The 17,528-nt window shown below is 71.9% G+C and carries 19 protein-coding genes, 2 tRNA genes and 1 pseudogene; 9 read left to right on the plus strand and 13 right to left on the minus strand.

All coding sequences use genetic code 11. The features are described 5' to 3' along the window. Positions 1–494: 494 nt before the first annotated feature. Positions 495–1,799: a glycosyltransferase family 87 protein gene (locus ACIBTV_RS29145; protein WP_396710015.1), complete on the minus strand. Its 1,305-nt coding sequence runs from the start codon at positions 1,797–1,799 to the stop codon at positions 495–497. 66 nt (positions 1,800–1,865) lie between these two features. Here ACIBTV_RS29145 and orn point away from each other — a divergent pair, with 66 nt between their 5' ends. Continuing rightward, positions 1,866–2,462, plus strand: coding sequence for an oligoribonuclease (gene orn / locus ACIBTV_RS29150; protein WP_396710018.1), 597 nt, complete (start codon positions 1,866–1,868; stop codon positions 2,460–2,462). Positions 2,463–2,580: 118 nt separating this feature from the next. Further along, positions 2,581–2,653 (plus strand) — tRNA-His (locus ACIBTV_RS29155). 189 nt (positions 2,654–2,842) lie between these two features. Here ACIBTV_RS29155 and ACIBTV_RS29160 read toward each other — a convergent pair. Together ACIBTV_RS29160 and ACIBTV_RS29165 are read right to left on the minus strand one after the other, a co-directional pair. Then, positions 2,843–4,147: an Ig-like domain-containing protein gene (locus ACIBTV_RS29160; RefSeq protein ID WP_396710020.1), complete on the minus strand. Its 1,305-nt coding sequence runs from the start codon at positions 4,145–4,147 to the stop codon at positions 2,843–2,845. 251 nt (positions 4,148–4,398) lie between these two features. Then, positions 4,399–5,658, minus strand: a complete 1,260-nt coding sequence (locus tag ACIBTV_RS29165) for an Ig-like domain-containing protein (RefSeq protein WP_396710023.1) — start codon at positions 5,656–5,658, stop codon at positions 4,399–4,401. Between the two features lie 186 nt (positions 5,659–5,844). Between ACIBTV_RS29165 and ACIBTV_RS29170 the strand changes: the two genes are divergently transcribed. Next, positions 5,845–5,920 (plus strand) — tRNA-Lys (locus tag ACIBTV_RS29170). Positions 5,921–6,096: 176 nt separating this feature from the next. Here ACIBTV_RS29170 and ACIBTV_RS29175 read toward each other — a convergent pair. Both ACIBTV_RS29175 and ACIBTV_RS29180 read right to left on the minus strand, forming a co-directional pair. Next, the gene (locus tag ACIBTV_RS29175; RefSeq protein WP_396710025.1) at positions 6,097–6,612 is read right to left on the minus strand and encodes a quercetin 2,3-dioxygenase; all 516 of its coding nucleotides are present in this window, start codon (positions 6,610–6,612) and stop codon (positions 6,097–6,099) included. Between the two features lie 84 nt (positions 6,613–6,696). After that, entirely contained in the window at positions 6,697–6,852 is a 156-nt protein-coding gene (locus ACIBTV_RS29180; RefSeq protein WP_396710027.1) for a hypothetical protein, read from the minus strand. A gap of 83 nt (positions 6,853–6,935) precedes the next feature. Between ACIBTV_RS29180 and ACIBTV_RS29185 the strand changes: the two are divergent. Continuing rightward, a pseudogene (locus ACIBTV_RS29185) lies at positions 6,936–7,160 on the plus strand (winged helix-turn-helix transcriptional regulator); the annotation flags it as partial. A gap of 87 nt (positions 7,161–7,247) precedes the next feature. Further along, complete coding sequence (locus ACIBTV_RS29190; protein WP_396710029.1) at positions 7,248–7,826, plus strand: SMI1/KNR4 family protein; 579 nt, start codon at positions 7,248–7,250, stop codon at positions 7,824–7,826. A 191-nt stretch (positions 7,827–8,017) separates the two neighbouring features. Here ACIBTV_RS29190 and ACIBTV_RS29195 read toward each other — a convergent pair whose 3' ends face one another. The 5 genes from ACIBTV_RS29195 to ACIBTV_RS29215 all read right to left on the minus strand — a co-directional run bounded on the left by ACIBTV_RS29195 (position 8,018) and on the right by ACIBTV_RS29215 (position 12,980). After that, positions 8,018–8,371, minus strand: a complete 354-nt coding sequence (locus tag ACIBTV_RS29195) for a hypothetical protein (RefSeq protein ID WP_396710031.1) — start codon at positions 8,369–8,371, stop codon at positions 8,018–8,020. Between the two features lie 326 nt (positions 8,372–8,697). Further along, positions 8,698–8,937 carry a hypothetical protein gene (locus ACIBTV_RS29200; RefSeq protein ID WP_396710033.1) on the minus strand — a complete coding sequence of 80 codons (240 nt, stop codon included), beginning with the start codon at positions 8,935–8,937 and terminating at the stop codon, positions 8,698–8,700. Positions 8,938–9,095: 158 nt separating this feature from the next. After that, positions 9,096–10,331 carry an MFS transporter gene (locus ACIBTV_RS29205; RefSeq protein WP_396710035.1) on the minus strand — a complete coding sequence of 412 codons (1,236 nt, stop codon included), beginning with the start codon at positions 10,329–10,331 and terminating at the stop codon, positions 9,096–9,098. Between the two features lie 170 nt (positions 10,332–10,501). Continuing rightward, on the minus strand, positions 10,502–11,464 hold the full coding sequence (locus tag ACIBTV_RS29210; protein ID WP_396710037.1) for a PrsW family intramembrane metalloprotease: 963 nt from the start codon (positions 11,462–11,464) through the stop codon (positions 10,502–10,504). Positions 11,465–11,606: 142 nt separating this feature from the next. After that, positions 11,607–12,980 (minus strand): HAMP domain-containing protein, encoded by a 1,374-nt coding sequence (locus ACIBTV_RS29215; protein ID WP_396710039.1) that lies wholly within the window; start codon positions 12,978–12,980, stop codon positions 11,607–11,609. A gap of 124 nt (positions 12,981–13,104) precedes the next feature. Here ACIBTV_RS29215 and ACIBTV_RS29220 point away from each other — a divergent pair, with 124 nt between their 5' ends. Continuing rightward, entirely contained in the window at positions 13,105–13,749 is a 645-nt protein-coding gene (locus ACIBTV_RS29220) for a response regulator (protein WP_396710097.1), read from the plus strand. 38 nt (positions 13,750–13,787) lie between these two features. Here ACIBTV_RS29220 and ACIBTV_RS29225 read toward each other — a convergent pair whose 3' ends face one another. Continuing rightward, entirely contained in the window at positions 13,788–14,150 is a 363-nt protein-coding gene (locus tag ACIBTV_RS29225) for a response regulator (protein ID WP_396710041.1), read from the minus strand. Between the two features lie 140 nt (positions 14,151–14,290). On the opposite strand from ACIBTV_RS29225, the gene ACIBTV_RS29230 reads away from it, so the two are divergent. Both ACIBTV_RS29230 and ACIBTV_RS29235 read left to right on the plus strand, forming a co-directional pair. Further along, positions 14,291–14,680, plus strand: a complete 390-nt coding sequence (locus ACIBTV_RS29230; RefSeq protein ID WP_396710043.1) for a DUF2267 domain-containing protein — start codon at positions 14,291–14,293, stop codon at positions 14,678–14,680. Positions 14,681–14,746: 66 nt separating this feature from the next. Beyond that, positions 14,747–15,475, plus strand: coding sequence for a Clp protease N-terminal domain-containing protein (locus ACIBTV_RS29235; protein ID WP_396710045.1), 729 nt, complete (start codon positions 14,747–14,749; stop codon positions 15,473–15,475). Positions 15,476–15,485: 10 nt separating this feature from the next. On the opposite strand, the gene ACIBTV_RS29240 is transcribed toward ACIBTV_RS29235, so the two are convergent. Together ACIBTV_RS29240 and ACIBTV_RS29245 are read right to left on the minus strand one after the other, a co-directional pair. Next, a complete protein-coding gene (locus ACIBTV_RS29240) occupies positions 15,486–16,004 on the minus strand; it encodes a hypothetical protein (protein WP_396710047.1) in 519 nt (172 codons plus the stop codon). Between the two features lie 100 nt (positions 16,005–16,104). Next, positions 16,105–16,296, minus strand: a complete 192-nt coding sequence (locus tag ACIBTV_RS29245) for a DNA repair protein (RefSeq protein ID WP_396710049.1) — start codon at positions 16,294–16,296, stop codon at positions 16,105–16,107. Positions 16,297–16,662: 366 nt separating this feature from the next. Between ACIBTV_RS29245 and ACIBTV_RS29250 the strand changes: the two genes are divergently transcribed. Further along, positions 16,663–17,325 carry a GNAT family N-acetyltransferase gene (locus ACIBTV_RS29250; protein ID WP_396710050.1) on the plus strand — a complete coding sequence of 221 codons (663 nt, stop codon included), beginning with the start codon at positions 16,663–16,665 and terminating at the stop codon, positions 17,323–17,325. Positions 17,326–17,528 lie beyond the last annotated feature (203 nt).

Genomic DNA, 17,528 nt, shown 5'->3' on the forward strand with positions numbered 1-17,528 from the left:
GTGCGACGGTGGGCGGAGCGGGCGCGACCGGGGCTTCGGCCGGGGGTTCCCGGGCGAGTGGCGGCGGGGCCGGGGCGGCACCTGGCGGGCCGCCGGAGCTGAACCTCACCCTGGCCTGGCCGCCGGTGGCGGCGGGGGACACCCCGGTGCCGGCGGAGATCCGGTCGAGCACCGCCGCGACGGGTGACGCCCGGCCGACCGACGGCGACGGCCGCACGGCGTCCGACGGCGTGGCGGACCGCGCGGACGGCCCGGACTGCGACTGACCTCGGCCCGTTGGGGTCGGGCCGCACCGCGACCGACCTGGAGTCGTGCCGGCAGGGCCGGACCGCGACCGACCTCGGCCCGCGCCGCCGGGTGGATCGCCCGGGACGGGCCCGGACGACGAGTGGCCCTCCGCGCTGCCGACGCGGAGGGCCACTCTCACCGGGGGATCGGTGTCGCTACCTGAGGTGCGCTTGAGGTAGGTGAGGCCAGATTAACGCCGATCGTCGCTACTCGGGACGTCTGTCCATTTGGTGCAATTTCTCGGGTTCGTGCGTCGGCTGCCGGGCCGGGCCCGAGCCGCTCTCGGCGCGGGCCGGCAGGACGACCAGCAACAGCAGGCTGAGCAGCACGTACGTGTTGCGGACCAGGAACTGGTCGGGGCTGTCCGTACGGACCGGTGCCACGCCCCAGTCCTGGAAGGTGACGACGCCGTAGATGATCACGGCGGTGGTGCCGATCGCGAGAGCGGCCAGCCAGCGCCGACGTCGTACGCCCTCCGTGGTCGACCGGTCGGCGCGCAGCGCCGCGTCGGCGAGCACCACCACGGCCGGGATGAACCAGTAGAGGTGGTGGGTCCAGGTGATCGGGCTGACCAGCCCGCCGACGAGCCCGGTCAGGGTCAGGCCGGCCACGTGGTCGCCGACCCGGTAGGCGCGGGCGGCCCGCCACAGCCCGTACGCGGCCACCACCGCCACCAACAGCAGCCACGGCAGCCGGTCTGGCCGGTCCGGGGCGGTGAACCGGCTGATCAGGCCGAACAGCGACTGGTTGCCGGTGTAGTCGGTGCGCCCGACCCGTTCGGTGGTCCACAGCTCGTGGGTCCAGAACCGCCACGAGTCACCGGGCGCGACGGCGGCGGCCAGGAGGGTCGCCGCGGCGGCGGTCGTGGCGGCCACCGCGGCGGCCCACCAGCGTCGGCAGGCGAGCAGGTAGACGATGAAGATGCCCGGGAAGAGCTTCAGCGCGGTCGCCAGGCCGATCCCCACGCCGGCCCAGCGCCGTGCCTGCGGGACGGCGAAGAGCAGGTCGACCAGGATCAGCACGACCAGCAGCATGTTGATCTGGCCGAACGTGATGGTCTCGCGGGTGCTCTCGACCGCCAGGACGAGCAGCACCGCCACGGTGATGGTGAACGCCCGGTGCAGGCCGTGCCGGGCGATGACGGGGCGGACCAGCCAGTAGGTGGTCAGCACCACGCCGAGGGCGGTGAAGACCGTGAACACCGTCACCGTCGCGCCGAGTGGGAGCAGCGCGAACGGACGCAGCAGCAGCGCGCTGAACGGCGGGTAGGTGAAGTAGAGCTCGCCCTGGACGCGGTCGGGCTGGACGTAGTCGTAGAGCGGGTTGCCGGCCGCCCACCACCGCATCGCCCGCATGTAGATCTTCAGGTCGAAGAAGTCGTGTACCAGGCCGGGCAGGTAGAGCGCCGGAAGGACCGCGGCGAGGGCCACCACGGCGACGACACGACGGGCCGTACGTCCACCCGGGTCGTCGTCGGTGACGGCGGGTGGCGCGACGGGTTCGGCTGGCACGGGGAAACCCTAGCGGGCTGGTCCGCGTGGAGCGCGCAGCCGCCGCGTGTGGGCTGCGCGTAGTCTGTGCCGGTGGCTGATCTTCTCGTCTGGATCGACTGTGAGATGACCGGGCTGGACCTCGGCAGGGACAAGCTGATCGAGGTCGCCGCACTGGTCACCGATCCCGACCTCAACGTGCTCGGTGACGGTGTGGACGTGGTGATCCACGCGGACGACGCGGCGCTGGACGCCATGCCGGAGATCGTCCAGACGATGCACGCCAAGTCGGGCCTGACCGAGGAGGTGCGGCGCTCCACCGTCACCCTCGCGGAGGCGGAGGACCTGGTGCTCGACTACGTCAGCACCTTCGTGAAGGATCCGCGCACCGCGCCGCTGTGCGGCAACTCGATCGCCACCGACCGGGGCTTCATCACCCGGGACATGCCGCGGCTCGACAACCACCTGCACTACCGCATGATCGACGTCTCGTCGATCAAGGAGCTGTGCCGGCGCTGGTACCCGCGGGTGTACTTCGGGCAGCCGGCCAAGGGGCTGGCGCACCGGGCGCTGGCCGACATCCGGGAGAGCATCCGGGAGCTGGAGTACTACCGGCGGACGATCTTCGTGCCGCTGCCGGGCCCGGACGTGGACAGCGCCAAGGCGATCGCCGCCGAGCTCTGACCCACGCGGTCGGCCGGTCGGTCGCGGCCGGCGGAACCCGCTGGACGGGGCGGCACCGCGTAGGGCTATTATTGGTCCGCACCCCGCCCGGGGCGTTCGAATCGGGCGCGGAGGCGTGGTGGCTGTAGCTCAGTTGGCAGAGCACCGGGTTGTGGTCCCGGTTGTCGTGGGTTCAATTCCCATCAGTCACCCAGCTAGAGGATCTACGGATCCGCAGGTCAGGCCCCCTCCATGGAGGGGGCCTGACGCGTTATAGGGGCCGGGTAGGGGACTTCACACGTCAGACCAGCTGTCGTGGCGCCGGGCGATGCGAGAGACGTACGACGAGCGGAGCCCCGCCGGGTGGCGGGGGCTCCGGATGGTCGTGCCGTGGGGCGAGGTCAGGCGGTGGGACCGGTGCTCGGGGTGAGGTCCGGGTCCGGGGTGGCGTCGGTGTCCGGCTCGGCCGGCGGCTCGTACGGGAGGGCGCTGCCCTTCACGTAGTCGTCCCAGCTCATGTTCCAGTCGGTCCAGCCGTTGCCGTTCTGCAGCTTCCGCTCGGTGCCCTTGACGGTGATCGGGTCACCGATACGCGTGTTGGTGAACAGCCAGGCGCCGTTGGCCATCGAGACGTTCACGCAGCCGTGCGAGACGTTGACGCTGCCCTGCTGCCCCTCCGACCAGGGCGCGGCGTGGATGAACTCGCCGCCCCAGGTCAGCCGCTGGGCGTAGTCGATCTTCGTGCGGTAGCCGTCCTCCGGGCCCAGCTCCTCGAAGGTGTCGAAGACCGTCTTGCGCAGCTTCTCGATCACCACCATCGTGCCGCTGGACGACGGGGTGCTCTTCTTGCCGAGGCTGACCGGGATGGTCTTGATCACGGAGCCGTCGCGGGTGACCGTCATCCGCTTGGTCTTGTTGTCGACGGTCATGATCAGGGACGGGCCGATGTTGATGTCCACGGTGAGGTCGGCGCGGCCGTACCAGCCGTTGCCCATCGGCAGGCCGCCGGCCTGCACCCGGTAGGAGATCTTGCTGTTGGCCTTCCAGAACTCCTTGGGCCGGTAACGGACCTCGGTCGGGCTCACCCAGTGCCAGATGCCCTCCTGGGCCGGCGTCGAGGTGACGGACATCCGGCGCTGCACGTCGTCGCGGTAGTCCTCCGGGATCGCCCGGCTGAACTTCACGATCAGCGGCATGCCGACGCCGACCGTCTGACCGTCGCCGAGGAAGCTGCTCACGCGGATCTGGTTGGCGGGCTTCGCCATGGTGGTGAACGTGCTGGTCGTCGTCGCGGGGCGGCCGTCGTCACCGGTCGCGGTCACGGTGGCGGTGTAGGTCTCGCCGTAGGACAGAGCGCCGGCGGGCAGCCAGCTCTTCCCGTCGGCCGCGAGTTTGCCCTCGACCGTCTTGCCGGCGGAGTCCTTCAGCTCGACGGTGGTCTCCACCGCGTCCTTCGTGGTGAAGGTGATGCCGGTGGAGGCGGGGACGTCCTTCGCGTCGGCCTGCGGTTCGCTGATCGTCGCCGCGGCCTTCGGGGCGGGTGACTCACCGCCACCCTGCCACGACGACGGTTTGTCGCCCCCACCGCTGGTGCAGCCGGAGGTGAAGGCCAGCGCGACGGCGACCACCCCCGCCACGAACAGCCGACGCCGCCGCGCGGGGCGGCCGACGCCCCGCCGGATCAGCTTGTCCTGGTCAGCTCGCATGATGTCCTCACAGTCTCGGTCCCCCGCACGACCCATCCTCCCTCAAAGACGCACGAGGACAGGTACCCGTTGCAGGGGGTGAAACGAAACACCTGGAGACAGGATGCCGGATTGTTGCTACGATCCGCCGTTTTGCGAGTCTGGCTCGTCTCCGCCGCCGATCTCTGGCCTGACCTGCGGTGACGTGGCTCTCGCTCGGCACGGGCCGGGGTGGCGCCGGCCCGTCCCCCGGACCGGCGCCACCCTGGACGTCACAGTGTCGGGCCCGCTCCGCCGGAGGGCACCGGCAGGGCGCTGCCCTTCACGAACTCCGACCAGCTCAGGCTCCAGGCGGTCCAGCCGTTGCCCGCGGCCAGCCGTCGCTCGGTGCCCTTGATGGTGATCGGGTCGCCGATCTTCGTCTTCGAGAACAGCCAGCGCGCGTTCGCCATCGACACGTTGACGCAACCGTGCGAGACGTTCTGCCGGCCCTGGACGTGCTCCGACCAGGGCGCCGCGTGGATGTACTCGCCGCCCCAGGTCAGCCGCTGCGCGAACTCGATGTCGGTGACGTAGCGGTTCGCCGGGTCCGGGTCGTCCCGGGTGTCGAAGACCGTCTTCTCCTTCTTCTCCATCACGACGAGGGTGCCGCTGGAGGAGGGGGTGCTCTTCTTGCCGAGGCTCACCGGGAGCGTCTTGACCAGCTTGCCGCCCTCGTAGACGCTCATCTGCTTGGTGGCGTTGTCCACCTTCATCACGAAGGAGCTGCCGATCTTGCCCTTCGCCTTCCGGTCGACGTCGCCGTAGCGGCCGTTGCTCAGCGGCACGCCGGCCAGCGCGATCCGGACGTCGAGCGTGGTGCCCGGCTTCCAGTACTCCGGGGCCCGGTAGTAGGCCTGGCTGCCGTTGCTCACCCAGTGCCACGCGCCCGGCTGCGGCGGATCGGTCCGGACGAACATCCGCTTCTGCACCGCCGCCCGGTCCTTCTTCGGGATCCCCGGGTGGAACTCGACGACCACCGGCATGGCCACGCCGTACGTCTTGTCGTCGAAGAGGTAGAGGCCCGAGCCGATCGTCGACGAGGGCTTCTTCATCGTGGTGAAGGTGCTGGTGCCCTGGCTGGTCACCCCGTCGGCGCCGGTCGCGGTGACCGTGGCGGTGTAGCTGGTGCCGTACTTCAGCGGGCTGTTCGGCACCCACGACGACCCGTCGAGGCGCAGCTTCCCCTCGACCTTGCCGCCGTCGGCGGCGGTCAGGGTGACCTCGGAAACCTTGCCGCCGTCCGGCACCTTGGCGCTGATCTCGGTGCTGACCGGCCGGTTCTTCGCCCCGTGCACCGGGTTGACCGCCAGCGCCGGGCCGGCCGGCACCGCCGGATCCGACGGCGCAGCCGCCTCGCCGCTCGCGCTCGGTGCCGTCCCACCGACGAATGCCGGCTGCTTCTGCTCGTCGGCGCCACAACCGGTCAACGCCAACGACGCCGCCAGGGTCAGGACGCCCATCACCGCCCCGGCCCGCGTGAACCTGCCCATCCCCACCTCTGTTCTCGCGTACCTGGCGGACATGGTGCCGCATCCGAGGGTTTCCGCAGAGCCCACGATTCGTACACCTGGAGGTTTTGGGCTATTTGCCCGATAAGCTCGCCCGAAGGGTGGAGCCGGGTATCGGATTGGAACCCCGCTCGGGGGGCGTGCTAGTGTTCTCCCCGTTGCCGACGAGCGCCGCTAGCTCAACTGGCAGAGCAGCGGACTCTTAATCCGCGGGTTCGGGGTTCGAGTCCCTGGCGGCGCACCAACGAGAAGGCCCTGACCTGGTGGTTCACACCGGGTCGGGGCCTTTTTCGTGTCCGGCGGTGGTGGGTGGTCGTTCGGTGGGTGCTCGCGAGCCGGTGGACCGGGCGTGCTCCGGCTGGGTGCGGCACGCGCCGACTCGCCTGCACCGGCGGCTGGGTAACCGAAGTTCCCGGACGATTACTCAGGGAGAATGGTGACGTTCTGCTCGAGCAGCTCGTCCACGAGCCGGGCGTAGCGTTCCGGGCCCCACTGGGGTGGCTGTTCTCCGGGCTGGGGCTCGTCTCCGTTATCTACGAAGAACCTCTCGTGTCCGCCCGGGGTGAAGATGACCAGCATTCTGGCGTCGGTATCGCCCACGTTCGTGAACCTGTGCCGGGTGCCGCGGGGGATGAAGACGAAATCACCGGCCTCGGCCACCTGGAGTTCATCGCCGTTGAGGAATTCCAGGCGGCCCGACAGTACGTAGAACGCTTCGTCCTCGTTGCCGTGGCTGTGTGCAACCGGTCCGGCCCCGGGTGGCACGGTGGCTTCGATGAACCCGAGAGAGCCGTTGGTGTCGTCTGCGGTGACCTTGATGGTGTAGGTGTCGCCGGCGAGCCACCTGTGGGTGCCCTCGGAGCGCCGGACGAACACACCGCCGCGAGCGGTCCACCGCGGGTCGTTCTTGTCGGGCACGGGGAACGGGAAACTCATCTGCTACTCCTTGAGTTCTTGCAGAAAGTGCGGCTGGTGCCGCTTTGTCGCGTGGCTTTCATGGAGGTTCGGGGAGGAATCTCGTCAGGCCCCGGGCTGGTAGGGATGGGGGCCCTGCACGGCGAGGAGGTCCAGGCCGACGTCCTCGGCCAGACGCGCGAGGTGCCGGGTCTGGTCCAGTGACGCGGCCGAGGGGTCCCGGCTCGGCCCGAAGGCGAGAGGGCGTCCGTGGTCCGTCATGGGTCCACGATGCGACGGACGGCGCGTCCGGCCAAGCGACGGATAAGATACTAATATTTAGTAAGTAGGTCGCTCAAGGTGCTCGCCGCTTCGGTGAGTACCGCGCCGCCATCGATGGCATCTCCGACCGATTGCTGACGCAGCGCCTGAAGGAGCTTGAGGCAAACGGGATCATCGAGCGGACCGTGATCCCCAGCACGCCGGTGCGAAACCGGTACGACCTCAGTGCGGACGGCAAGGCCTTGTTGCAGGCCCTGCAGCCGCTGACGGAATGGAGCATCCAGCGTTCCGCTCGACGCGCACGGTAGCCCTGCGGCCGGTCGGCCCGCCCGGGCGCCGGCCGACGCGGCGCGCCACGGTGGTTGACTGCCGGCATGGCAGACGGACGCGATGACGTGCCGGCGCGGCTGGCGCGGGTGGCGGTGAAGTTGCGGGCCGCGGCGTCACGCAGCGGGCCGGTCATGTTCGGTGCCGACGCCCACCTCTTCCGGATCGGGCCGGCGCTGTCGGAGGACGCGGTAGTCGGCTTCGAGGAGCGCCACGGGGTCACGCTGCCGCCCGACTATCGCGGCTTCATCACCACCGTCGGGCACGGAGGGCCGGGTCGGTTCGGTGGCGCCGGGCCCTTCTATGGCCTGTTGCCGATCGACGACTGGGATTGGGCGCTGCGGGGGGACCCCGACATCACGATGTTGGCCCAGCCGTTTCCGGCCGAGCCCGGCCGGGTGTACGACGATTGGCTCGCCGAGGCGGCGCCGGGCGAGAACGACGAGCCGTACCGCGGAACGTTGGCGCTCGGCCATCAGGGCTGCGACGATCTGTCACTTCTCGTCCTCGGTGGCCCCGCCCGCGGGAGGGTTGTCGAAACCCGCCCCGGCAAGCAGGGGCCGCGCTTCACCCCCGACCCAGACTTCCTCTCCTGGTACGAGAGGTGGCTGGACGCCGTGCTGGCCGGCGAGCGGCACTTCCGCTGAGCGGTCAGCCGTCGACGCCATGGCGGTCACCGGGCGCGGCCGGTGACCGCCATGGCGTCCTGGGTGAGTCCGCGGACGTGCCACGCCGCCACCGCCCCGATTACGAAGTATCGGCATTCCGAATCAGTCACGCCCGCCGGCCGGGCGCACAGGCCGTGCGATTCACCGACGTCTTTGTCCGGCTTTCGCGATCAGGCGACCTTGAGACTGCGCAGGGGTGACTGGACGTTGTGGAGATCGCCGGGCGGGACCAGATAGCTGACGCCGGTGCAGTCGGCGCCGGAGTACACCCTCAGGGTCTGGTCGGTGAGGTTCACCCAGCCCAGGAAGCCGATCGGCGAGTTGACGCAGGCCGTGCCGAGCGGCGCCGAGTATTCGACCGTGGCGCCGTCGAACCACTTGGACGCGTGGAGGCACACGGTGCCGTCGGCGTAGGTGCAGCTGCTGTTGGGTTCGGCCGCGACCGCGGGGGTGGCGGTCACCGCGACCGCCGCGACGCCGGCGGTAGCGAGCAGGGCGGCCCGGGTGGACCTCGATGAGCGCATGTGATCCTCCTGTAGATACACGTGCGGGGAATTCGGCGCTGAAACGCATCGCGTTCCGCAAGCCACTGATCAAACATTTGACTCCGCAATGGAGTGAATGTCAATGGGCCTGCCGCAAACGTCACGGATCGGCCGTCGGCCGGAATCAGGGGCGGCTCATGCAACCCCGCTACCAGCGCAATTCCCCCCGTCGGCGTCATCAGGAGCACAATATGAACGTGCCCCAGCGAGATTTGTTCAAGTGAATTCAATCTCTCTCATCCACTGTGGGTTCGGCATTCAGTCGCCGGTACCGTATCGGCCTCGCCAGCCGGCCAGACCGGCGGTCACTGCCGACCCGGCTGACCCTCGTCATCGTCAGCGGACGGCCTCGGCGCCACGTGCTGCTCGTGTTGCCGGACCTCGGCGCGGTAGCGGTGCGCGGCCGGGTGCCACATCTCCTCGAACGGGCCCATCACCTCGCCGCCGACGCCTCGACGACGGGCCCGGGAGCCCAGCCACCCGAGGCCGCCGGCGATGGCGGCCACGCAGCCCACCACCATGAGGAACAGGAGGACGTCGAACACCAGGCCAGGCTACGCGGGCGGCGCGACCGCCGGCACCGACGCGCGAAGAGCCCGCGCCTTCCCGCCGCCCGGCGAGGGTCTCGCCCTGAGAACGAGGCCGTTCCGCGCCACGGCGCCGGGCGACGAGGACGCCGCGAGGTGACGCTCGGATCCAGCGGCTACGCGGGAGTTCTGCGGACGGCCCCGCGCAGGCCGAGCAGGGCGATGAGGGCGAGCGCGATGACGAAGTAGGTGTACTCGTCGGCGGTGCGCGGCAGCCCGCCGCCGTGGACCACGAGGTAACCGGCGATCACGGCGGGCAGGCCGAGGCCGAGATAGCAGATGATGTAGACCAGGGACAGCACGCTGGCGCGCTCGTGCGCCTCGACCAGCGGCATGACGGTCTTGAGGCTGCCCTGGAAGGCGCCGCCGAAGCCGACCCCGCCCAGCGCGATGCCGACGAAGAACGCCGCCACGGAGTCGGTGTTCACCGCGAACATCGTGACGACCATGCCCACGACGAGGGCGGCGATCCCGGTGAGCATCAGGGTCCGGGCCGTGGCGTCGCGCATCACGAGGACGGTGATGGACGAGACGATGGCCAGGACGAAGAGCGTCACCCCACCGAAGACGATCGACATGGGGCCGAGCGCGCGGACGAGCGCCGGCCCGAGCGCGCCGAAGAATCCGGCCAGCGACCAGCCGGCGAAGAGAACCGGGGCGACCACGAGCACCGGGCCGCGTACGGAGCGGGGCAGCTTGATCTCCGGCCGCAGGCTGCGCAGCGCGCCGCGCATCGGGGTGACCGTCTCCGGCATCAGGACCACGCCGAACGCCTGGACCAGCAGGATCACCAGCAGCACGACGTAGATCAGGCGGGTCGGCGCGGGCAGGAACTGGACGAGCAGGCCGGAGAGGAGAGCACCGGTGCCGGTACCGATGCCGGGGGCGATGGCGTTCGTCAGGGTGCCGCGTGCCCGATTGATGTCCAGCATCGCGGCGCCGATGGCACCGGTGGCGGCGCCGGCGGCGAGCCCCTGGACGATGCGGGCGGTGAGCAGCGCGGGTACGCCGTTGGCGAAGATGAAGACGATCAGCGAGATCATCTGCACCGCGATCGCCACGAGGAGGACGGGCCGTCGCCCGACGTGGTCGGAGAGCTTGCCGACGGTGAGCAGGGTGCCCAGCACCGCGATGGCGTAGCTGCCGAAGATCACCGTTGTGGTGATCGGCGAGAAGTGCCAGTGCGCCTGGTAGATGCCGTAGAGGGGCGTCGGGGCGGACGAGGACGCCAGGAAGGACACCAGGATCGAGGCGAGCAGGAACAGGGTGACGTTCGGCGAGAGCCGGCCCCGCCGTCCGGTCGCCTTCTCCGCGGCGGTCATGCCGGCGCCCGCGGTGCTGTCGCTACCCATGTCGGTGCTCCTCGGATGAACTGCACTGCCGCTGCCCCGTGCCGGGATCGGGCAGGGCAGTCGCCGCGGAGTACCCAATGCGTCGCGTCACACGCAGGCGATGCCCCGCCCGGTCAGGGCGGTGGCATCGGCTCGGTGTCGGCGACCGGGCGCGGCGGCCGCCACGCCGCTCAGCGGCGGGCGGCGGCGCGCCGCTCCCGCAGCCGGACGCTCACCGCGAGGGCGGCCACCAGCGCCACGCCGACCAGGGCGTCGGCGACGTGCAGGGCGGTGCCGAGGATCGCGTCGAGGTGCAGCTGCGCCCCGGTGGCGGTGACGTTGATGCCCTGCCGGGCCTGCGCCCACTGCGCGGGGCTGCCGGTGAGGTGCAGGGTCAGCCACGCCGCGGCCAGGTCGGCGGCGTCCCAGAGCGCGTGCAGCAGGCTGACCAGGACGTACGCCCCGGCGACCCGGCCGGCGAAGAGGGTGACGTGGCCCCGCCGGCCGGCGACGGTGAACAGCGCGGCGCCGACGATCGCGGTCCACAGGCCGTGCCCGAACGGGGTGAGGATGCCACGCAGCAGCTCGGTCTCGACCACGCCCAGCAGCGACAGCCCGCCCTGCTGGGCGAAGAGGGCCTGGAAGGCGTAGCCGGCGCTCTCGAAGGCGGCGAACCCGAAGCCGACCGTCGCGCCGAGCACCAGGCCGTCCCGCGTGGTGTAGCCGGCCAGGCGGCGCGCCATCAGCCAGAGCACCAGCAGCTTCACGCCCTCCTCGATGAGCCCGACGCCGAGGAAACCGGCCATCGAGGTGTTGCGGACGATGGCGGCTTCGAGGACGGAGGCGCCCAGCACCCCCAGCACCCCGCCGTACAGGAACGCGGTGAAGATCTTCTGCACGGTGAGCACGGCGTCGGCGCGGTTGAACGCCCAGGCGACGAACGCGACGGGGACCAGGAACGCGCCGACCAGGATGATCGTCGGCACCAGGTTGACGTTGCCGGTCACGAACGTGGTGACCACGGTGGCGAGCCACAGCGCCCCACCGCCGGTGAGGATGCGCGACCACAGCGGCAGGCCGCGACGGCGGCGGGGCAGTGCGCGGGCGGCCACGGGAATGGTCGGGTACGACGTGGGCAGGGCGTTCGTCACCATGTTCGGCTCCCGGTCTCCAGGTTGCTGCGCGGCCGCCACGGGCCCCGCCCGGCGGCCCGCCGGCTGCGGACCGCCACTTCACACAGCCTCCCGCCGGGGACCCGTCCGGCGCTTCGACGCCAGCCGCCATCCGGTCTACCGGCTAGCCGGTAGCGGCCACCCCCGCCTGCCCCGGGGTCGGGATCGTCGCGGTGAGCGTCGTACCCTGACCGGCCTCGCTGACCAGGCCCATCCACCCGCCCGCGGCCTCGATCCGGTCGGCGAGACCCACCAGCCCGTCGCCCGTGGGGTCGGCGCCGCCGACGCCGTCGTCGCGGACCACGACGGTCAGCACGGCCGCGTCGACCCGAGCGCTCACCTCGACGTACGACGCCCGCGCGTGCTTGGTGGCGTTGGTCAACGCCTCGGAGACGAAGTAGTAGGCGGCCGACTCGACGTCCGGTGGGAGGCGGTCGGCGAGGTCGGTGGTGACCTCCACGGGCAGCGCCGCGCGCCGGGCCAGGGCGCGTACGGCGGCACCCAGCCCGTGCTCGGTCAACGCCGCCGGCTGGATGCCCCGGACGAAGTCCCGCAGCTCGTCGGTGGCCTCGACCAGGCCCTCCACGACTTCGTCCACCTGTGGCCGCAGGTCGTCGGGGGCGTCGGCGCGCAGCCCGCGTACGTCCAGGGCCAACGAGACCAGTCGCTGTTGCAGGCCGTCGTGCAGGTCGCGTTCGATCATCCGGCGCTCGTGGTAGCCGGCCGCCGCGATGCGGGCCCGGGAGGCGGTCAGCTCGGTGCGGGCCCGGGTCAGCGAGGTTGCCATCTCGTTGAGCGCTCGCTGGAGGCCGCCGACCTCGCCCACCCCGCTCACCCGCAGGCGGGCGTCGAGGTCGCCGTCGGCGAAGCGGCGCGCCAGGGCGGCGGCCCGCCGGACCGGCAGCGTCACCGTGCGGGTCAGATAGCCGCCGACGAGCACGACCGCGAGCAGGGACGTGACCAGGCCGACCGCCGCGGCGGACACCGCCCACCGGCTGGCGGTGGTCGCCTGCCGTTCCTGGGCGGCGGCCACCTGCCGCTCCCGAGCCAGGAAGGCGTCGAGCCGCTCGGTGAAGTCGTCGAGCAGCGGGCCGTCCGCGTCGGGCAGCCGCCCCGACGAGGCGGCGGCGTCCCCGGTGGACGTCAGGTACGCGTCGGCCGCCGAGATGACGTCGGTCGCGTCGATGCCGTTGTCGGCCGCGCCGGTCGTCGCCGTGTGGAGTGCGGCGATCTGGTCGCGTACGCGTTGCCGGGGCGCGGACCGCAGGTCCTCGTCGGCGCGTTCGCCGAGCACGGTGTCGCGCTCGCCGATCGCGACGTCACCGACCGCGCGGGAGAGGCCCTCGGCCGCGATGACCGCGTTCTGCGAGCCGGACACCCGCACCTGTGCCTCCCGTACGGCCTGTACGGCGCCCAGCATCGTGACGAACGCGGCGACCGCCAGCAGGGTCGGCACCCCGGCGCCGAGCAGCACCCGCCCGACGAGGCCGAGCCGCATCGCGCCTCCTTCGCACAACCGTTCATTCCACCGTCACGGGGGCCCGTGATCGTGGCAGTACCATAGTGCGGCCCCGGCGGCGGGCCGACGGCGCGGCGAGCGGCAGCGAGGACGGTTCGTGACGATCAGGGTGGTCTTGGCCGACGACGACGTGCTCCTGCGCGAAGGGCTGGCCGGTCTGCTGGAGCGCGCGGGGATGGCGGTCGTCGGGCGTGCCGGCGACGCCGAGGAGGCGCTCGCGTTGGTCGCCGAGACGGCGCCGGACGTGGCCGTGCTGGACGTCCGGATGCCGCCGGGTCACGGCACCGAGGGCCTCGTCGCGGCGGAGGTCGTCCGTGAGCGGCATCCCGGCACCGGCGTGCTGGTGCTGTCGGCGTACGTCGCGGTGGAGCACGCGCTCCAACTGCTCGGCGCCGACGGGGGCGTGGGCTACCTGCTCAAGCAGCGCGTCACCGACGTGGACAGCTTCGTGGAGGCGGTCGGTCGGGTGGCCGCCGGTGGTTCGGTGGTGGACCCGGATCTCGTGCGCGAACTCGTCAACGTCCGGCGGCGGGTGGACCCGCTCGCCCCGCTCAGTGCGCGCGAGCGTGAGGTGCTGGCGCTGATGGCCGAGGGGCGGTCGAACGCCGGGATCGCCCAGCTGCTGTGGCTGGCCGAGGGCACCGTGGAGAAGCACGTACGCAGCATTCTCCACAAGCTGGACCTGCCCGAGACCGAGGCGGACCACCGTCGGGTGCTGGCCGTCGTGCGCTACCTCCAGTCGATCTGATCGCTCGGGCGGCTCGCCGGCTCAGGGAGCCCGACAGCTCAGGCGGCCTGGGCCAGGGCGGCGTCGATCGCGGCCACCGACAGGGCCGACTTCGGCACGAAGCCGACGGCCGCGCTGCGGGTGACCAGGTCGAGGACCTCCTCCTCGCCGAGGGTCGAGACGAGCAGGATCCGCCCGCCGAGACCGCGCCGGGCAAGGTCGTCGGCGACGGTGGCGCCGCTCTCCCCGCCGAGCTTCACGTCGACCAGCGACACGTCGATCTCCGCCCCGCCGGCCGTGGCGATCGCGTCGGCGCCGCTCGTCACTGTCGCCACGACCGTGGCGCCCTCGCGTTCCAGCAGCCGCCGGGCGGACCGGAGGAAGCGTTCGTTGTCGTCGACGAGCAGGCACCGGTAGGTCACCTCACCACGATCGCCCCTGGTCGGGGCCGCCGGCATCCCGGCTAGCCGCCATATCCGGCCGCGCCGGGCGAGCGCGTCGCGTCGTTTGCGGCCCCGACAGGCGGGTAGCCACGATTCTCCTACCGGGGAAGGGCGGGGGCATGGCCGAGCTGAAGTTCTTCGACAAGGTGGCGGCGCGGGCGGGCGTGCCGGACGACACGGCGCGGTCGCTGACGGAGGCGACGCTGCGGACCCTCGCGGAGCGGATCAGCGGGGGGCAGGCCGCGGAGCTGGCCGACCACGTGGCGCACGAGCTGCGTCCGCTGCTGGCGCGCGCCGACGTCGAGGAGCCCGAGGTCTTCGCGTACGACGAGTTCGTGCGCCGGGTGGCCGAGCGGGCGGGGGTCGGGCCGAGCCTGGCCGAGCGGGGCGCGGGCGCGGTGCTGCAGACCCTGCACCGGGTGGTGGGGCACCGCGAGTTCGAGCAGACGATGGCGCAGCTGCCGACGGAGATCCAGGCACTGGCCCAGCCCGTGCCGCAGACTCCCTGACCCGCACCCCCCGCCTTACGTCAACCGATGGTTGACGGCGCGGGTGCGTCAACCTATGGTTGACGCATGACGACTCCCCCGACCAACCCCGTACGACTGGACGACCTGATCCAGGCGATCAAGTCGGCCCACACCGAGCCGCTCGACCAGCTCACCGACGCGGTGATCGCGGCCGACCACCTCGGCGAGGTCGCCGACCACCTCATCGGCCACTTCGTCGACCAGGCGCGCCGGGCCGGCGCGTCCTGGACCGACATCGGCAAGAGCATGGGCGTCACCAAGCAGGCGGCGCAGAAGAGGTTCGTGTCCCGGCCGGCGGAGACGCCGCTCGACCCGCGGGACGGCTTCAGCCGCTTCACCCCGCGCGCCCGCAACGTGGTGATGGCGGCGCAGAACGAGGCGCGGGCCACCGGGCACGCCGAGATCCGGCCCGAGCACCTGGTGCTGGGCCTGCTCAGCGAGCCGGAGGCGCTCGCCGCCAGGGCGATCGTCGCGCAGGGTGTGTCGCTCGACCGGGTACGTGAGGTCGCCACGGCCGTGCTGCCGCCGCCGACGGGGGGCGAGGTGCCCGAACTCATCCCGTACGACGCGCCGGCCCGCAAGGCCCTGGAGCTGACCTTCCGGGAGGCGCTGCGGCTGGGGCACAACTACATCGGCACCGAGCACATCCTGCTCGCCCTGCTCGAACTGGGCGACGGGACGGGAGTGCTCGCCGGTCTCGGCGTCGACAAGGCCGCCGCCGAGACCGAACTCCTCGAGACGCTGAAGGCCGCGGCCTTCCGCAAGCAGGACTGAGCCGGGCGGCTCAGGACGCGGTGGGGAAGCCGTAACGCGCCGCGTGCTCCGGGTCGGCCGGGTCGACCTGCCGGAGGCCGGCGTCGGCGAGGCGCTTGTTGACCTCGTCCAGACGCTCGCGCACCAGCTGGGCCTCCTCCTCGGTCACCCGGCCGCGGTGCGGCTTCCCCGCGTGCTCGATGGTCGCGTAGTCGATGCGCTCCGCGGCCTTGCGCGCCTTCGGCGGGCGCACCCGCTCGGCGGTCTTCAGCAGCTGCGCCATCGGCACGTCGGTCGCCATCGAGTCGAACTCGCTGGCGGTGAGCACCACCCGACGCGGCTCGCCGCCACCGTGACGGTCGTGGATCTCGACCACCGCCACGTCCAGGGCGGCGTCGTCGATGCTCTCCACCTCGACCGGTGTGGCGTCCAACTGCACGGGCCCGGCCACGAGGTCAGGGTGCTCCAGCACGACGACGCGGACCACCTCGTCGTCGGCGGCCAGGACCGTGCCACTGAAGTCGGAGACGTGGATCGTCTTCTTGCCCATGCGCGGAGCTTCTCCTGTCGTCGGCCGGGATTCCGGACCAGAAGACGTTACCCGACAGGTGTGCGAAAGCCCCTGGTGACCGCCCGGGTGTGTCGCGCGGTCAGCGGCTGCCCAGGCCGCGCCGGGCGGAGGCGCCGGCGGGCAGCCTGTTCAGCTCGGCCCAGCTCAGCGCGGTGCCGTCGGCGGCGCGGGCGCCGTGGTGCGGCGGCTGGGCCGGGAACCGCCCGGGGTCGGGGAAACGCCGCAGTCGCGCGGTGTCCTGCTCGTACCGGTCATTCGGCTGAATCGGCATGACCATACCGTCCCAAAGAAAGTTGTCCATGTATGGAAATAGGTGTGACGCGATGTCTCGACGCTCGGTTCCGTTGACCCAGCAGGGAATTCGCGCCGCGAAAGGTCGTCGCGTCGGTACCCGGCCGGTGCTCTCGCCAACCCTCGGCGGCCGCTGACCCGGATGCCGGCGCGGACTCTGCGGCACCCCGGGCGGGCGGGGCGGCCCGGGTGAGGGGGCCGGCGAACACCGGCACTGAGCGGATCCGCCCGTCCCGTCCGAGCGCCTCGCGTACGGTGATCGGCGACGACGCCCGGCGGAGCCGGAGGCCCGCGACGCACCGTGCGGGCCGGCGGTGCCGGGGCGAGGGGACCGCGGAGGTGACGGGTGCTCGACCGGCGGCTCCACCTGCACCTGGCGACCTGGCTGGGACAGTGGCCGGCCGGCCCCGGGCTGCACGTCGTCGCGTCGTGGCGGCGCGCCCGGCCGGCGTGGGACGGTCGGTTGCGGCCCGCGATCGCGGTGGACACCGGGCACAGCGCCGTGCTCTCCGTGCCGCCGGAGCGGGCCGAGGCGGTCCGCGCCCTCACTGCCCAGCCCGTGGAGCAGCTGATTCCGGCGCTGCCCGCGGCCGTCGGCCTGCCTGACTGGCCCACCCACGACGGCGCCTTCCGCTGGACCCTGGCCCCGGCCCCGCTGACCGACGTGGGGCAGTGGTCCCCGCCCACCTCGCCCGACCTGCCCGCGTGGCTGCGGCTCTTCGACCGGGAGGTGCTGGTGGTGCGCGACGCCGACGGTCGCTACCTGGCGGGCGTCGGCATCAAGCGGCACGACGCGCACGGCCACGAACTGGCGGTCGGCACCGCGCCGGCGGCCCGGGGTCGCGGCCTCGCCCGCCGGTTGGTCGCGCAGGCCGCCCGGCGGGTGCTCGACGAGGGCGCGGTGCCGACGTACCTGCACGACCGGCGCAACCTCGCGTCCGCCCGGGTCGCCGAGGCCGCGGGCTTTCCGGACCGCGGGTGGCGTTCCTTCGGCGTGTACCCCGCCTGAACCGGGCAACGCACAGCGCGGACCGTGGATCCCGGGCCGGATCCACGGTCCGCAGCCTCCCCCCAGGTCCCCGTGCGCGCGACCGGCGAACAGTGCGCCGGTCGCGTCTCCTGCCGATCACGCTACGTATCGGAAGGCCCCGGGGCAAGATGCGCGGGGCCGGAGCGGCGTGTCGAATAGTGGACTTGACCTGCTGCGAAGCC

The sequence above is a fragment of the Micromonospora sp. NPDC049366 genome, from assembly GCF_044466625.1.
Lineage (GTDB): Bacteria > Actinomycetota > Actinomycetes > Mycobacteriales > Micromonosporaceae > Micromonospora.

What these genes read in the sequence shown, in the direction of transcription:
- ACIBTV_RS29165 (WP_396710023.1), bottom strand. Translation starts at nt 5,658, where the DNA reads ATGGGCAGGTTCACGCGGGCCGGGGCGGTGATGGGCGTCCTGACCCTG.
- ACIBTV_RS29205 (WP_396710035.1), bottom strand. Translation starts at nt 10,331, where the DNA reads ATGGGTAGCGACAGCACCGCGGGCGCCGGCATGACCGCCGCGGAGAAG.
- ACIBTV_RS29180 (WP_396710027.1), bottom strand. Translation starts at nt 6,852, where the DNA reads ATGACGGACCACGGACGCCCTCTCGCCTTCGGGCCGAGCCGGGACCCC.
- ACIBTV_RS29230 (WP_396710043.1), top strand. Translation starts at nt 14,291, where the DNA reads ATGGCCGAGCTGAAGTTCTTCGACAAGGTGGCGGCGCGGGCGGGCGTG.
- ACIBTV_RS29245 (WP_396710049.1), bottom strand. Translation starts at nt 16,296, where the DNA reads ATGCCGATTCAGCCGAATGACCGGTACGAGCAGGACACCGCGCGACTG.
- ACIBTV_RS29195 (WP_396710031.1), bottom strand. Translation starts at nt 8,371, where the DNA reads ATGCGCTCATCGAGGTCCACCCGGGCCGCCCTGCTCGCTACCGCCGGC.
- ACIBTV_RS29235 (WP_396710045.1), top strand. Translation starts at nt 14,747, where the DNA reads ATGACGACTCCCCCGACCAACCCCGTACGACTGGACGACCTGATCCAG.
- ACIBTV_RS29160 (WP_396710020.1), bottom strand. Translation starts at nt 4,147, where the DNA reads ATGCGAGCTGACCAGGACAAGCTGATCCGGCGGGGCGTCGGCCGCCCC.
- ACIBTV_RS29175 (WP_396710025.1), bottom strand. Translation starts at nt 6,612, where the DNA reads ATGAGTTTCCCGTTCCCCGTGCCCGACAAGAACGACCCGCGGTGGACC.
- ACIBTV_RS29240 (WP_396710047.1), bottom strand. Translation starts at nt 16,004, where the DNA reads ATGGGCAAGAAGACGATCCACGTCTCCGACTTCAGTGGCACGGTCCTG.
- ACIBTV_RS29210 (WP_396710037.1), bottom strand. Translation starts at nt 11,464, where the DNA reads ATGGTGACGAACGCCCTGCCCACGTCGTACCCGACCATTCCCGTGGCC.
- ACIBTV_RS29215 (WP_396710039.1), bottom strand. Translation starts at nt 12,980, where the DNA reads ATGCGGCTCGGCCTCGTCGGGCGGGTGCTGCTCGGCGCCGGGGTGCCG.